The sequence below is a fragment of the Actinomadura bangladeshensis genome (assembly GCF_004348335.1).
Taxonomy (GTDB): Bacteria; Actinomycetota; Actinomycetes; order Streptosporangiales; family Streptosporangiaceae; genus Spirillospora; species Spirillospora bangladeshensis.
Map to the genome: position 1 here is coordinate 1 of NZ_SMJW01000210.1, position 14064 is coordinate 14064.

Annotated in this window: 15 protein-coding genes and 1 pseudogene; 5 read left to right on the forward strand and 11 right to left on the reverse strand. The window is 73.7% G+C overall.

The genetic code is table 11. From position 1 onward, the window contains the following. Positions 1–182: 182 nt before the first annotated feature. The 3 genes from E1284_RS30465 to E1284_RS30475 are packed head-to-tail and all read right to left on the reverse strand — an operon-like array spanning position 183 to position 2676. Positions 183–650, reverse strand: coding sequence for a PPOX class F420-dependent oxidoreductase (locus E1284_RS30465; RefSeq protein ID WP_131943610.1), 468 nt, complete (start codon positions 648–650; stop codon positions 183–185). A 13-nt stretch (positions 651–663) separates the two neighbouring features. Further along, positions 664–2139: a DHA2 family efflux MFS transporter permease subunit gene (locus tag E1284_RS30470; RefSeq protein WP_131943611.1), complete on the reverse strand. Its 1476-nt coding sequence runs from the start codon at positions 2137–2139 to the stop codon at positions 664–666. 48 nt (positions 2140–2187) lie between these two features. Further along, positions 2188–2676, reverse strand: coding sequence for a MarR family winged helix-turn-helix transcriptional regulator (locus tag E1284_RS30475; RefSeq protein WP_131943612.1), 489 nt, complete (start codon positions 2674–2676; stop codon positions 2188–2190). A 222-nt stretch (positions 2677–2898) separates the two neighbouring features. Between E1284_RS30475 and trpS the strand changes: the two genes are divergently transcribed. After that, positions 2899–3981, forward strand: a complete 1083-nt coding sequence (gene trpS, locus E1284_RS30480) for a tryptophan--tRNA ligase (protein ID WP_131943613.1) — start codon at positions 2899–2901, stop codon at positions 3979–3981. A 70-nt stretch (positions 3982–4051) separates the two neighbouring features. Here the strand turns inward: trpS and E1284_RS30485 are convergent, their stop codons facing one another. Genes E1284_RS30485 through E1284_RS30495 form a run of 3 tightly spaced genes read right to left on the reverse strand, consistent with a single transcriptional unit; the run spans position 4052 to position 6398 of the window. Continuing rightward, entirely contained in the window at positions 4052–4675 is a 624-nt protein-coding gene (locus tag E1284_RS30485) for a TetR/AcrR family transcriptional regulator (protein WP_131943614.1), read from the reverse strand. Next, on the reverse strand, positions 4675–5589 hold the full coding sequence (locus E1284_RS30490; protein WP_131943615.1) for a saccharopine dehydrogenase NADP-binding domain-containing protein: 915 nt from the start codon (positions 5587–5589) through the stop codon (positions 4675–4677). Before E1284_RS30490 ends, E1284_RS30485 begins: the two co-directional genes overlap by 1 nt. Beyond that, positions 5586–6398 carry a class I SAM-dependent methyltransferase gene (locus E1284_RS30495; protein ID WP_131943616.1) on the reverse strand — a complete coding sequence of 271 codons (813 nt, stop codon included), beginning with the start codon at positions 6396–6398 and terminating at the stop codon, positions 5586–5588. The genes E1284_RS30490 and E1284_RS30495 overlap by 4 nt, the downstream gene beginning before the upstream one ends. Positions 6399–6490: 92 nt before the next feature. Here E1284_RS30495 and E1284_RS30500 point away from each other — a divergent pair, with 92 nt between their 5' ends. Beyond that, complete coding sequence (locus tag E1284_RS30500; protein ID WP_243714841.1) at positions 6491–7573, forward strand: winged helix DNA-binding domain-containing protein; 1083 nt, start codon at positions 6491–6493, stop codon at positions 7571–7573. Here E1284_RS30500 and E1284_RS30505 read toward each other — a convergent pair. Further along, complete coding sequence (locus E1284_RS30505) at positions 7570–8055, reverse strand: MarR family winged helix-turn-helix transcriptional regulator (RefSeq protein ID WP_131943617.1); 486 nt, start codon at positions 8053–8055, stop codon at positions 7570–7572. The two genes, E1284_RS30500 and E1284_RS30505, sit on opposite strands and share 4 nt — an antisense overlap. 93 nt (positions 8056–8148) lie before the next feature. On the opposite strand from E1284_RS30505, the gene E1284_RS30510 reads away from it, so the two are divergent. Further along, positions 8149–8910: a dioxygenase family protein gene (locus E1284_RS30510; RefSeq protein WP_131943618.1), complete on the forward strand. Its 762-nt coding sequence runs from the start codon at positions 8149–8151 to the stop codon at positions 8908–8910. Positions 8911–8943: 33 nt separating this feature from the next. Here E1284_RS30510 and E1284_RS30515 read toward each other — a convergent pair whose 3' ends face one another. After that, the gene (locus E1284_RS30515; protein ID WP_131943619.1) at positions 8944–9792 is read right to left on the reverse strand and encodes an NAD-dependent epimerase/dehydratase family protein; all 849 of its coding nucleotides are present in this window, start codon (positions 9790–9792) and stop codon (positions 8944–8946) included. A gap of 301 nt (positions 9793–10093) precedes the next feature. Between E1284_RS30515 and E1284_RS30520 the strand changes: the two genes are divergently transcribed. Further along, positions 10094–10606: an O-acetyl-ADP-ribose deacetylase gene (locus E1284_RS30520; protein ID WP_131943620.1), complete on the forward strand. Its 513-nt coding sequence runs from the start codon at positions 10094–10096 to the stop codon at positions 10604–10606. A gap of 12 nt (positions 10607–10618) precedes the next feature. Here E1284_RS30520 and E1284_RS30525 read toward each other — a convergent pair whose 3' ends face one another. The 3 genes from E1284_RS30525 to E1284_RS30535 form a co-directional block, all read right to left on the reverse strand. Then, complete coding sequence (locus tag E1284_RS30525) at positions 10619–11083, reverse strand: universal stress protein (RefSeq protein WP_131943621.1); 465 nt, start codon at positions 11081–11083, stop codon at positions 10619–10621. Positions 11084–11161: 78 nt separating this feature from the next. Then, positions 11162–11950: a TIGR03084 family metal-binding protein gene (locus E1284_RS30530; RefSeq protein WP_131943622.1), complete on the reverse strand. Its 789-nt coding sequence runs from the start codon at positions 11948–11950 to the stop codon at positions 11162–11164. A 68-nt stretch (positions 11951–12018) separates the two neighbouring features. Further along, on the reverse strand, positions 12019–13632 hold the full coding sequence (locus E1284_RS30535; RefSeq protein WP_243714842.1) for an AMP-binding protein: 1614 nt from the start codon (positions 13630–13632) through the stop codon (positions 12019–12021). A gap of 166 nt (positions 13633–13798) precedes the next feature. On the opposite strand from E1284_RS30535, the pseudogene E1284_RS30540 reads away from it, so the two are divergent. Further along, a pseudogene (locus tag E1284_RS30540) lies at positions 13799–14064 on the forward strand (class I SAM-dependent methyltransferase); the annotation flags it as partial.

Sequence of the window (14064 nt, forward strand, 5' to 3'; positions counted from 1 at the left end):
GTCCGGGACCCTCGGGGTCGCGCACGGCGACATCCCGGTGATGGTGCGGGTGAACCGGCTGCTGGAGCCGCAACCGGTGTCCCGGAAGATCCGCATCGCCGCGTCCGTCGCCGTGCCGGTCATCGCGGGGCTCCCGCTGCTCCTCCTGGTCCTGCCCCACTAGCCCGCGCCCGTCCGCCGGGCTAGACCGCGAGGACCGTCCCGTAGAGGCGGGTGACGTGCAGGCGGATCACCAGCCGGCGGTCCGCCACCATCTGCTTGAGGAACGCCTGCTCGTCGGCGGGGTCCGGGAAGCCGGGCGTCATCGCGAGCAGCTCGCGCCCGGCCGCGTCGCCGGGCCGCTCCGAGATCTCCGACAGCGCGGCGGTGCCCTCGGCGACGGCGAACGACAGGTGGTCCGGGCTCGACGCGTGCAGCGCGGCGCGCGGGTCGCGCCGGAGCTGCTTCACCTTCGCCCGGCCCGCCGTCGTGGAGATCCGCACGACGCGCTCGCCGGGGTCCCACGTGTAGACGACGGTCGAGACGTGCGGGTGGCCGTTCTTCTTGTTCGTGGCCAGGACGGCGAACCGCTGCTCGCCGAGGATGCGGGACAGCTCGTCCTCGCCGACGGGCTTGGGGCCGGGTCCCTGGCCGGGGCCGTACTCGGTCATCTCGGTCTCTCCTTCAGAGGGCGGTGGGGACGTTCTCGGTGGCCGCGGACGCGGCCGCGGCCGGGTCGGCGGGGGGCGCCGGGCGGCGCAGGACGAGCAGGGAGATCGCGAGGGCGGCGACCAGCAGGCCCGCGGAGACGCCGAACGCCAGGTGGTAGCCGCCGGTGAGGGCGGTCGCGGCGTCCCGTCCGTCCGCCCGGAGGGTCTCGGTGCGGGACGCGGCGAGCGTGGTCAGCACCGCGACGCCCAGTGCCATCCCGACCTGCTGGACGGTGTTGAACAGCCCCGACGCGAGACCCGCGTCCTCGGGGCGGGCGCTCGACATGCCGAGACCGGTCAGGGACGGCAGGACGAGCCCGGCGCCGGAGGCCAGCACGAACACCGGGAGCAGGTCGGCGGTGTAGCCGGCGTCCACCGGCACCCTGGCCAGCCAGGCCATCGCGCCGATCAGCAGCACCAGGCCCGCCATCAGCACGGACCGCTCCCCGAACCGGTTCGACAGCCGCGCGGACACCAGCAGCGACACCGCGCCGATCGCCACGGCCGCCGGGAGCATCGCGAGGCCGGTGTCCAGCGCGCCGTATCCGAGGACCCGCTGCATGTAGAGGGCGACGATGACCTGGAACGAGAACATCGCCGACAGGGTGAGCAGTTGCACGGCGTAGGCGCCGGACACGTTGCGGGAGCGCAGGATCCGCAGCGGCATCAGCGGGGTCGCGGCCCGCGCCTGCCGGGCGGCGAACCCGGCGAGGAGCAGCAGCGACACCGCGCCGAGGCCGAGCGTGTGCGCCGAGAGCCAGCCGTGGGCCTCGACCTTCACGACCGTGTAGATGCCGAGCATCAGCCCGGAGGTGACGAGCAGCGCGCCCGCGACGTCCGCGCCGGCGGCGAGGCCGATACCGCGGTCGCGGGGCAGGGCGGGCAGTGCCAGCAGCAGGGTGGCGAGCCCGATCGGCAGGTTGATCAGGAAGATCCAGTGCCAGCTCAGCGCATCGGTGAGCACGCCGCCGAGCACCTGCCCGATGGACGCGCCGGTCGCCCCGGTGAAGCTGAAGATCCCGATGGCCCGGGTGCGCTCGCGCGGATCGGTGAACAGCGTCACCAGGATGCCGAGCACGACGGCCGTGGCCAGCGCGCCGCCGACGCCCTGCAGCAGGCGCGCCGCGATCAGCACGCCGGAGGTGGTGGCCGCGCCCGCGAGTACGGACGCGGCGGTGAACAGCGCGTTGCCGGCGAGGAACAGCGTCTTGCGGCCGACGAGGTCGCCGAGCCGCCCGGCGAGCAGCAGCAGGCCGCCGAGCGGGATCAGGTAGGCGTTCATGATCCAGCTGAGCCCGGCGGGGGAGAAGCCGAGGTCGCGCTGGATGGCGGGGGCGGCGACGGTGACGATGCTGCCGTCGAGGATCGCCATCAGCATGGTCGCGGACAGCACGCCGAGCGCCGCCCAGCGGGAGCGGAGCAGGGCGGGCAGGGTCGTCTCCTTGTTCATGGGAGCGACCGTAGCAGATAGTTTTGTTGCAGACGATCCTTGACGGATCTACTTTTGGCTCTGCCGGGCCCGCCGGGTCGGCTGCGCCGTCTCGACCGGGGTCGCCAGATGGCCGGTGACCAGCGCGTCCAGCGCGCGGACGAGCACCTCCCGCTCGTCCGCCGGAAGGGAGCCGAGGGCTGCCGCGTGGACGCCGTCCACGATCTCCTGGCTGCGCGCCGCGACCCGCGCGCCCTCCTGCGTGACCGCGATGATCCGGGCGCGGCGGTCGGCGGACGACGGCCGCCGCTCGGCGAGGCCCGCCTTCTCCAGGGCGTCCACGGTGACGACCATCGTCGTCTTGTCCATGTCGCCGATCTCGGCGAGCTGGATCTGGGTGCGCTCCCCTTCCAGTGCGTGCACCAGGACGCAGTGCATGCGCGGAGTCAGTCCGATCTCGGCGAGCGCCGCCGTCATCCGGGTCCGCAGTACGTGGCCGGTGTGGTCGAGCAGGAACGACAGGTCCGGTTTCGTCCGTCCGGGGGCCATCGAGGTCATGCCTCCAGCCTACCCAAGTGGTTCTGTTGCGGATTATCTACGAGAAGCCGCATCTCGTTGGCTATGCTGAAGTCCATGTACCACGTGTGTCTGGGCTGGTGGCCGTCCTAGGACGGCCGACGCTCACGCATGCCACGGGCCGTCCGCTGGACGGCCCTTCTGCTTCTCGGTGACCCGGGGCCGGTCCGGCGGGATGGCCGGACACCCGACCGAGGAGAGACCATGGAGACCACCACCCCCGAAGCGCGCACCCCGGAAGCGCCCGCTCCCGAAGCCGCCGCTCCCGAAGCGCGCAGCCGCGAGCTGGAGGAGCGGATCGCCGCCGACCCCGGCGCGTTCCGGATCCTGACCGGCGACCGTCCCACCGGGCCGCTGCATCTCGGCCACTATTTCGGCACCCTCGCGAACCGGGTGCGGCTGCAACGGGCCGGCGTCGAGCTGTTCGTGCTCGTCGCCGACCTCCAGGTGCTCACCGACCGGGACGTCGCCGACCACCTGTCCGAGTACGTCGAGGGCCTGGTCGCCGACTACCTGGCCGTCGGGATCGACCCGTCCACGGCGACGATCTTCCGGCACGGCGCCGTGCCCGCCCTGAACCAGCTGATGCTGCCGTTCCTGTCGCTCGTGTCGGTGTCGGAGCTGAGCCGCAACCCCACCGTGAAGGACGAGATCGCCTCGTCCCGGCAGGCGTCGGTCAGCGGGCTGATGTTCACCTACCCCGTCCACCAGGCCGCCGACATCCTGTTCTGCAAGGCCGACCTCGTCCCGGTCGGCCGGGACCAGCTCCCGCACCAGGAGATCACCCGGACGATCGCGCGCCGCTTCAACGAGCGCTACGCGCCGGTCTTCCCGGTGCCGGACGCGCTGCTGTCCGACGCGCCGAGCCTGCTCGGCACGGACGGCCGGAAGATGAGCAAGAGCCGCGGCAACGCCATCGCGCTGTCCGCCGGGCCGGACGAGACCGCCAAGCTGATCAGGCGCGCGGTGACCGACGCCGACCGGCGCATCACCTACGAGCCCGGGACCCGTCCGGAGGTGTCGAACCTGGTGCTGCTCGCCGCGCTCTGCCAGGGCCGCGACCCGCACGCCGTCGCCGCCGAGATCGGGGACGGCGGCGGCGCCGCGCTCAAGCAGGTCGTCACGGACTCGGTCAACGAGTTCCTCCGCCCCGTCCGCGCCCGCCGCGCCGAGCTCATCGCCGACCGGGGGTACCTGCGCGGCGTCCTCGCGGCGGGCAACGACCGCGCCAACGCCGTCGCGAACCGCACCCTGGAGGAGGTCAGGGCGGCCATGGAGTCACGTTGACCTGCGGCGTGTTGTTGTTATCGAGCGCCGCATAACAACAACACGCCGCAGGTCAACGAAGAGTGTGCGGTCAGGGGGTGTGCGGGGCGATGCCGCGCAGGACGACGGCCACCAGGTCGTCCGCGGCGTCCGACGGCACCGGGCGGGCGATGTCCTCACCCTGGAAGAGCACCGACAGCACCGGCTCGTGGCAGGCGCCGACGATCATGGACGTGGCCGCGTCCACCGGCGCGTCCGGGGCGAGGCGGCCGAGGTCGCGCTCGGCCCGCAGGTAGGCGGCGAGCCGGGAGCGCCAGTCCTGGTCGCCGCCGCTCAGCTCGGAGAACCGGGCGAGGACCTCGGGCTGCGCCACCAGCCCGGCCAGCGCGGGCAGCAGCGCGTTGTGCGCGACCAGCCCGTGCCGGACGTAGGCCCGCAGGTTCTCCTCGACCGTCCCGCCGCCGGCCTCGGGCAGCGGATCGAGCGTGCGGCCCACCGACTCGGCGTGCGCGCGCAGCGCGTGCGCGAGCAGCTCCTCCTTGTCGGCGAAGTGGTTGTACAGGACGCCGTCGGCGACGCCGGCCTCCCGCGCGATGGCCCGGACGGTCAGCCCCGCCGTCCCGCGCTCCGCGATCATCCGCTCCGCCGTGGCGATCAGGTGCTCGCGCAGCGACCGCTCGCCGCCGCGCAACGCGGCCGCTCTTCGAGGAGACATCACCCCGCATCGTATTCGCCGAGCGCGAACCCGCGGGCGGCGAGTTCGGGCAGGAAGTCCGGGCCGGCGACGTCCTCGATGTGCCGGACGCCGGGCGGTGCCCCGTCCAGCCGCCGGACGACCAGCGCGGCGGCCAGGCCGGTCGCCCGGCTCTGCCGCCGCCCGGCGAACGACCGGACCCGGCCGCCGGACGCGACCGCCACCGCGAACCCGTCCCCGCCCGCGTGGACGTGCCGGAACGCGGCCCGCAGCGGCGCCGCCCGGCGGAACCGGCGGAGCCGGGGCAGGACGGCGGTCAGGGCGCGCGAGTCCAGGCAGAGGCCCGTCCTGACTCGCCCGGGGAGGGTGTACTGGTCGGAGAACGGGAAGCGGTGCACGGTGCGTGTCCCGTAGGGCGGCGGGAAGCGCATCCGCCACGACTCGCCCAGGTCGCCGAGCGAGTCGAGCGTCCACCGCACCGCCGAGGGGCCGTGCCGCTCGCCCGCGCCGAGCAGTACGCCGATCTCCGCGTCCGCCCCGCCGAACTCGCGGGCCAGCAGGTTGGTCACGCCGGGCGCGAGGCCCACGCTCAGCACGGCCGTCGCACCGGCCCCGGCCGCGACCCCGTCGAGCTTCTCGATCTCCGCGAGCACCGGGTAGGAGGCGGACACGTCGACGTAGTGGACACCGCGCCGGAGGCACTGCTCGGCGACGCGGACGTTCTCGGTCTCCGCGCACATGACGACCGCGTCGGCGTCGAGCCCTTCGGCGCCGTCGCGCCGCAGGTCGATGCGCATCGGTGTCGCGCCGTCCACCGTGCGGGCCCGGGCGGGGTCGCGGCCCGCGACGACGATCTCCGGGACGTGCCCGCGCAGGCCCGCGACGACCTCCCGTCCCACGGCCCCGTACCCGCCGAGGACGACGACGCGGTTCATCGCCGGGCCGTGACCAGCAGCGACGTGGCCCGCAGCCGGACGGCGCCGTCGCGTTCGAAGGGGCGCATCGCGTCCGTCAGGGCGTCGACCAGGGCGCCGTCCGTGCCGTAGTTGTAGCGGATCGGGCCCCAGGCGGCGAAGAACTCCGCCGCGTCGCGTGCGTCCCGGCCCCAGATCTGCTCGGCCGCCACCTTGCGGCAGTCCACGTCGCCGAACCCGGCCGCGCCGAGCACCTCCCGGACGCGGCCCGGGTCTGACAACGACAGGGGCCCGTCGTGCCCGATCGGCGCCTCCTCTCGCGGTGGCAGCGCGGCGAAGACCGCCTGGAGGTCGGTCTCGCCGATCGGTGCCATCGACAGGAACGCCAGGCGGCCGCCGTCCCGCAGTGCCCGCCGGATGTTCCCGAACGCGGCGACGGGGTCGGCGAAGAACATGACTCCCACCCGGCTGATCGCGACGTCGAAGCCGCCGTCGGGGAACGGGTGCACCTGCGCGTCGCCCTGCTCGAACGCCGCGTTCGCGACGTCCTCTTCCTGCGCGAGGGATCGGGCGCGGGCGAGCATCGGGCCGGACAGGTCCACGCCCGTCGCGCCGCCGTGCCGGGCCCGCCGCGCCGCGAGCCGCGTGACCTGCCCGTTCCCGCAGCCGATGTCGAGGACGCGGTCGTCCGGCCCGATCGCCGCCGCGTCCAGCAGTGCGTCGTTGAACCCGCCGTTGACCGCGTCGTACCGGTCGTAGTGGCCGGCCCAGTGCTCGCCCTCGTACCCGTTCCAGGCTTCGGCCTGATGCGTGTTGACGATGTCCGCCATGGCGCCTCCCTCGGTATGAACGTATGTTCATGAACGTACGTTCATAACTTCTGCCCCGTCAAGTCGCCCGCATATCGGCCATCCTGGGCGCTGTGACAACTGACAAGAGGGCGTTGAACCGGGCGCTGCTGGCGCGGCAGATGCTGCTGGAGCGGCATGACATACCCGTGCTGGACGCCATCGAGCATCTGGTCGGCATGCAGTCGCAGGCGCCGAACCCGCCGCACATCGGGCTGTGGAGCCGGCTCGCGGACTTCGGGTTCGACGAGGTCGGCGCGCTGATGACCGAGCGGAGCGCGCTGCGGATCGTGCTGATGCGCGGCACCCTCCACCTGGTCAGCGCCCGCGACGCCCGCGCGCTGCGCCCGCTGACCCAGGTGCTCCTCGACAACCACCTGAAGGCGCGGGCCCGCGACCTCGACGGCATCGACCTCGGCGCGGTCACCGCGCACGCGCGGGGGCTGCTGGAGGACGAGCCCCGCACCGACAAGGAGCTCCGCGGCCTGCTCGGCGAGCGGTGGCCCGGGCACGATGCCGACCTGCTCAACTGGGCCGTCCGGTGCAGCCTGCCGCTGGTGCAGGTCCCGCCGCGCGGCATCTGGGGCGCCTCGGGCGCCGCGCGGCACACGACGCTCGACACGTGGCTGGCCGAGCACCCGGCGGCCGAGACCTCGCTGGACGACGTGGTGCTGCGCTACCTGGCGGCGTTCGGGCCGGCGAGCGTCCGGGACGTCCAGCAGTGGTCCGGGCTGACGCGGCTCGGCGAGGTCGTCGAGCGGCTGCGGCCGGGGCTGCTGGAGTTCCGGGGCGACGGCGGCCGCACGCTCTACGACGTGCCGGACGCGCCCCGCCCCGACCCGGACACGCCGGCGCCCGTCCGGTTCGTCCCGGACTTCGACAACCTGCTGCTCTCGCACGCCGAGCGGTCCCGCATCATCAGCGAGGAGCACCGCAAGCGCGTCTTCACGGTCAACGGCATCATCCGCGCGACGTTCCTCGTGGACGGCTTCGTGCACGGCATGTGGAAGATCGAGAAGAAGCGCCGGGCGGCGGTGCTGCGCATCGACCCGTTCGACCCGGTCCCGAAGCGGGAGCGCGCCGCCCTGGAGGAGGAGGGGATGCGCCTGCTGGCCGCCGCCCACCCAGACGCCGCCTCCCACACCGTCGAGTTCTAGCTTTCGGGGGCGCAGGGGGCCTTGTGGTCCGGGTCCAGGGACGACAGGAGGGTGTGGAGCGTCTCGCGGAACTGGAGCATCTGCTCGCGGCTCAGCGGGTCGAACAGGTGGCGCCTGACCTCGCCGACGTGGCCGGGCGCCGCCTCGCGCAGGACGGCATGGCCCTCGTCGGTGAGCCGTGCGATCGTGGTGCGGCGGTCGCCCTCGTGCTTGCAGCGGCTCACCCAGCCGGCCTCCTCCAGCCGGTTCACGGCGTGCGAGAGGCGGCTCGGGGACGAGTGGACGATCTCGGCCAGCGCGGTCATCGTCAGCGCGCGGCCGGGCGCCTCCGACAGCATCGCCAGGATCATGTAGTAGGCGTGCGGCATGCCCGAGTCTCGCTGCAACTGCCGGTCGAGGGCCTCGTTGAGCAGCCGCGAGGTCCACAGGAAGGCACGCCAGGTCTCCTGCTCCTCGTCGTCCAGCCAGCGCGTCTCGGTCATGCGTCCAGTCTATCCGAAAGCTTGAACACTCAAGGCTTGAAGTTTCAATCATTCTCGGGTTATAGTTGAGCTCTCAAGTAAAAGGAGGACGATATGACCCGGATGCCCGTGCTCTACCTCAGCCACGGCGCGCCGCCGCTCGCCGACGACGCCCTGTGGACCCGCCAGCTCGCCCGCTGGTCGGCCGAGCTGCCGAAGCCCGAGGCGGTGCTCATGGTGTCGGCGCACTGGGAGGAGGCGCCGCTGAGCATCGGCGCCACCCGGCGGGTGCCGCTCGTGTACGACTTCTGGGGCTTCCCGGAGCATTACTACCGCGTCCGGTACGACGCGCCCGGTGCTCCCGAGCTGGCCGATGACGTGCGCAAGCTCATTCCCGGCGTGCACCAGGACGAGGAGCGGGGGCTCGACCACGGCGCCTACGTCCCGCTCGTGGAGATGTACCCGGACGCCGACGTCCCCGTGCTGCAGATGTCGATGCCGACGCTGGAACCGGAGCGGCTCTTCGAACTCGGCCGGAGCCTCGCGCCGCTGCGCGACCAGGGCGTGCTGATCGTCGGGAGCGGTTTCACCACTCACAACCTGCGGGAGATGCGCCCGGACTTCGACGCCGCGCCGCCCGCGTGGTCGGCGGAGTTCGACGAGTGGACGGACCGCGCCGTCGGCGACGGCGACATCGACGCCCTGCTCGACTTCCGCGCCAAGGCGCCCGCGGCGCGCATCGCCCACCCGCGGACCGAGCATTTCGCGCCGCTGTTCGTGGCGCTCGGAGCCGACGCCGGGGACGCCTCCGACCGCCGGGCGGTGATCGACGGCTACTGGCTCGGGCTGGCGAAGCGCTCGTTCCAGTTCGGGTGAGTTGTCACGTTCCGTCCGGTTGGCGGGCGGCGGTCAGGAGGCCGCGCCGCCCATCCGGGCGAAACCGGTGCGCCAGGACGTGACCTGCGGCTTCCAGCCGAGGCCGAGCGCCTTGGCGTTGGACGCCGGGCGGCCCGTCGCCGCGGCGTGCTTGCCCGCGCTGCCCGGATGCGGGGCGCCGATGGCCCCGCTGTAGACGGGCAGCCAGTCGGCCGTGGTCGCGGGCTCGTCGTCCACGATGTTCACGGCGCCGGCCGGCCAGTCGAGGGCGGCGAGCGCCGCCGACGCGGCGTCCTCGGTGTGCACGAACGACGTCCACGAGGGCGCCGGGCGCAGCGTGCCCGCGCGCACCCGCTCGGCGATCGCGCCGTCCGGGGCGTACCAGGTGCCGGGGCCGTAGAGCGCGCCGTAGCGCAGCACCACGCCGCGCGGCATCTCGCCGACCGCCTCCTCCAGCGCCGCGACCCCCTTGTACGGCGGGAGGGAGGAGTCGAGCGGGTCGGTCTCGACGGCCGGCGCGTCGCCCGGCACGTACAGCCACGCGATGCTCTGCGCGACCATCGTCTCGACGCCGGCGGCACGCGCGGCGTCCACCAGGTTGCGGGTGCCGGTGATGCGCAGCTGCGAGTTGGCGTCGAAGTCCTCCGCGCTGAGGTCGGTGAGCTGGTGGATCACGGCGTCCGGGCGCTGCGCGGCGACGGCGTCGCGCACCGCCGCGGCGTCGAGCATGTCCACGATGACGGGCTCGGCGCCGAGATCACTGAGCAGGCCGGCGCGTTCGGTGCGGCGCGTCGTTCCGACGACCTCGTGGCCCGCCTGGACGAGCAGCGGGATCAGCCGGCGACCGACCACTCCGGTCGCTCCGGCGAGGAGAATCTTCAAGGGGGTACCTCCGGGACTGTCACGCCATTGGTCGGAACGGGCGTGCGAGATCTCTGCCTGCACTGCCCCTCTGCCTGCACTCTCTTTGCCTGCACTGCGCCTGTCACCTGCACTGCGCCTGGCGTTCGGCATGGTAGCCCCCCTGCGTCCGGCCGGACGAAGTCGGACGAGCCGCACCGCCCCCGGAGCCTCGTCCGCCAATGAGCGTACCGCCGGGAACCGCCCGAACGCGTTTCACACTTGGCGCGGATGAGAATTGATGTCCTCGGACGGGTCCGGCCAATGCGGAGGAATGCGCGCAATGAAGATCACTCTTGTCCAGGGCGACATCACCGAGCAGGAGGTCGACGCGGTCGTGAACGCGGCCAACTCCTCACTGCTGGGCGGTAGCGGGCTGGACGGCGCGATCCACCGCAAGGGCGGCGCGGAGATCCTGGACGAGTGCCGCCGGCTGCGGGCCTCCCACTACGGCGGCGGGCTGCCGACCGGGCAGGCGGTCGCGACGACGGCCGGGCGGCTGCCCGCCCGCTGGGTGATCCACACGGTGGGGCCGGTGTACTCCCGGTCCGAGGACCGGTCCGGGCAGCTGGTCTCCTGCTACCGCGAGTCGCTGCGCGTCGCGGACGAGCTGGGCGCGCGCTCGATCGCCTTCCCGGCCGTGTCGGCGGGCATCTACGGCTGGCCGATGCAGGACGCCGCCCGCATCGCCGTCGGGACCGTCCGCGCCACCCCGACCCAGATCGCCGATGCCCGCTTCGTCCTGTTCACCGCGGACGCCTACGCGGCGTTCGAGCAGGCGATGGCCACGCCCTGAGCCTGCTTCGCGCTAGTCGTCCTCCTTCGCCGGCGGGACGACCAGGACCGGGCGGCGCGCGTGGTGCAGGACGCGGGTCGAGACGCTGCCGAGGATGACCGACCGGGCACCCGCCAGACCCCGCGAACCCGTGACGATCAGGGACGCGTTCAGCTCGTCGGCGACGTCCACGATGGCGGCCCACATCGGTCCGCCGCCGCGCTCGGCCCGGACCGCCACGTCGGTCAACCCGGCGGCGATCGCGAGGTCGGCGCCCTTGCGCGCGAGCTGCTCGGCCTGCTTCTCCTCCTCGTACTTGTCACCGGGAGCCTGCGCGGCGACCGGCACCGCCGCGGCCAGCGGCGCCCAGCTGAGCTGGGTCAGCAGCGGCTCCCACACCGTCATGACCACGGTCGGCTCGGCCTTCAGATGGCGGGCCGCGTACTCGACCGCGGCCTGGGAGTCGTCAGAACCGTCAAAGGCGATCAGAACTGTCATACCCCGACCATTTCCAAGATCGTCCGATCTCGAACCCGAACGGGGCGCGCAGTGGCCGATCTCTCAGCCGGCCCGTTGTCAGCCGGACGACGGGGCGCGGCCGGGGCCGGGCGGGCCGGCGAACGCCTGGGCGACGTCCAGCCAGCGGTCGGCGTCCGGGCCGGTCGCGACGAGTGCGGTGTCCGCGCGGTGGCGGCGCTGGGCGACCACGTGGCAGAAGTCGAGCGCCGGGCCGGTCACGGACTGGCGCGCGTCCGCCGGTCCCCACGTCCACTCCTCGCCGCCGGGGCCCGCCAGCACGACGCGGAACTCCTCGGCCGGCGGCTCCAGGCCCCGGTTGCGGAACGCGAAGTCGCGGGTCCGGACGCCGATGTGCGCGACGTGGCGGAGCCGGTGCGTGGGCTCGCGGCGCTCGCCGAGCGCGTCGGCGACGTCCTCGCCGTGCGCCCACGTCTCCATCAGCCGCGCGGTCGCCAGCGTCGCGGCGCCCATCGGCGGGCCGAACCAGGGGAGCCGCGTGCCCGGCGGGACGGCGGCGAGCGCCTCCACCATGCGGCGGCGCCCGTCGCGCCAGCGGGCGAGGAGATCCGCCGGGGCGTCCTTCGCGCCCTCGCGCGCGCCCGTCTCGACGTAGCCGCCGGGGTCGGCGAGCGCCTCCTCGACGAGCTCGGCGAACGCGCCGGCGTCGGTGGCCGCGACGACGGCCTGGTCGTCGGTCCAGGCGAGGTGGGCGATCTGGTGCGCGATCGTCCAGCCCTCGGCCGGGGTCGGGTCCGCCCACCGGGCGGCGGGCAGCGGCGCGACCAGGGCGTCGACGGAGTCGCCCTCGGCGGCGAGATCGGTGAGCAGCGAGTGCAGATCCGGCATTTCGCCAGCATGGCCGGTCGCGGCGCCGCCGGTACAGGACCGGCCCCTACAAACCCGAACGGGATTCTTTAGTGAAGGAGAGCGCGGGCGGCGGCGTAGTCGGCCTTCCCGTTCGGCAGCCGCAGCCCCCGGTCGGTGCGGACGAACGCCTTCGGGATCTTGTAGCGGGCCAGGTGGACGGCGCAGCCCTCGCGAAGCTCGGCGTCGGACGGGCCGCCGGCGGGGCTCAGCACCGCGACGATCTCCGTCCCCCAGCGCTCGCTCGGCCGGCCGACGACCAGCGCGTCCGCGACGCCCGGCAGCGCGCGGAGCACCGCCTCGACCTCCTCGGCGAACACCTTCTCCCCGCCGGTGTTGATCGTGGTGGCCTCCCGCCCGTGGACCTCCACGGTGCCGTCGGCGAGCAGCCGCGCCCGGTCGCCCGCCACGACGAGGCGCTCCCCGTCCACCGTGCGGAACGTTTCCGCCGTCTTCGCCGGGTCGCCCAGGTAGCCGAGCGGGATCGAACCGCCGCCCTTGGCGAGCCAGCCCATCTCGTCCTCGCCGGGCGCGAGGCGCCGGGACCGGTCGGCCGACAGCACGGCCGTCCCGGGCGCCACCGCGAACGTCGTCGCCGACGAGCCGCTCCGCGTCACCTGGAAACCGGACTCCGAGGACCCGAGGACGTCCACGATCCGGGAGTGGGGGAGCAGCTCCAGCATCCGCGCCTTCACGCCGGGGCTGATCGCGGCGGCCGAGTTGACGAACGAGCGGAGCGCGCCCAGGTCGTGCGGTCGGGCCTCCAGCGCCTCGACGATCGGGCGGGCGAACGCGTCGCCGACGAGGGGCATCCGGGTGACGCGCTCACGTTCGGCGGTGGCCATCAGGTCGGCGGCGTCCAGGCCGTCCACCCGGTCGGGGAACACCACGGACCCGCCGCCGCACCACGCGCCGAGCGCCGACCACGTGCCCGCGCCGTGCATCATCGGCGGCCCGACCAGGACCCGGACGTCGCTGCGGACGGCCCGCGCCACCGCCTCGCCGAGAGCGGTGACCGGCGCGCCGTCGCGGCGCCGCAGGCCGAGCGGGCCGAGCATCAGGTCGCCGATCCGCCACAGCACGCCCTTCGGCATGCCCGTCGTGCCGCCCGTGTAGAGGATGTGCAGGTCGTGCGCGTCGGGCCGGACGGGCAGCGGGTCGGACGGGGCCTTGGCGAGGGCGTCCTCGTAGTCGAGCGCGCCGGGCAGGAGCGGGGCGCCGGACTCGTCCGCGACCTGGAGGAGCAGCGGGCGGTCGCCGAGCCGGTCGGCGAGCCGCTCCGTGACGCGCCCGATCGCGTCCGCGAACCGCGCGTGGTACAGCACGGCGGCCGGCCGGGCGTCGCCGAACAGGTGGGCGAGCTCGTCGTCCACGTACCGGTAGTTGACGTTGAACGGCGCGACCCGGGCCTTGTGCGCGCCGACCAGTCCCTCCAGGTACTCGGGGCCGTTGTGCAGGTAGAGGGCCAGATGGTCGTGCGGCGACTCCCACGGCTCGGACGCCGTGCCGTGCAGGCCGAGGCCGTGCCCGTGCAGGACGCTCGCGAGCCGCCGCGTCCGGTCGGCGACCTCCCGCCAAGTCGTCCGGCGGTCGCGCCACACCAGGCATTCGCGGTCGGGGACCGCGGCGGCGATGGCCTCGTGCAGGGTCGCCAGGTCGAGCATCGGCATTCTCCTCGCGGGGACGGCGTGGGCAGCACCGTAACCGATAACTTACCGAACCTCGTTCGGTGGGGTGGGGGGACATATCCATGACGGCCGGGCGTACAGGGCATAGACGGCAAGACGGAACAATGACCGGGTGCCCCCAGCCCGCAAGCCGCGAGGAGAGGTGACTCGCGGCACCACCGCCCCGAACCGCCTGCGCCGCGTCGACCGCTGGATCACCGCCACCCAGACGGGCCCGCTGCGCATCGGCGGCCGCCCGCTGGTCGTCGACCTCGGGTACGGCGCCTCCCCGGTCACCACGTTCGAGCTCTACTCCCGCCTGCGCGCCGTCTCCCCGCGGCTGGAGGTCGTGGGCATCGAGATAGAGCCCGAGAGGGTCGCAGCCGGCCTCACCCTGCTCGCCGCCCTCCGCGAACCCCCCGAACCGCC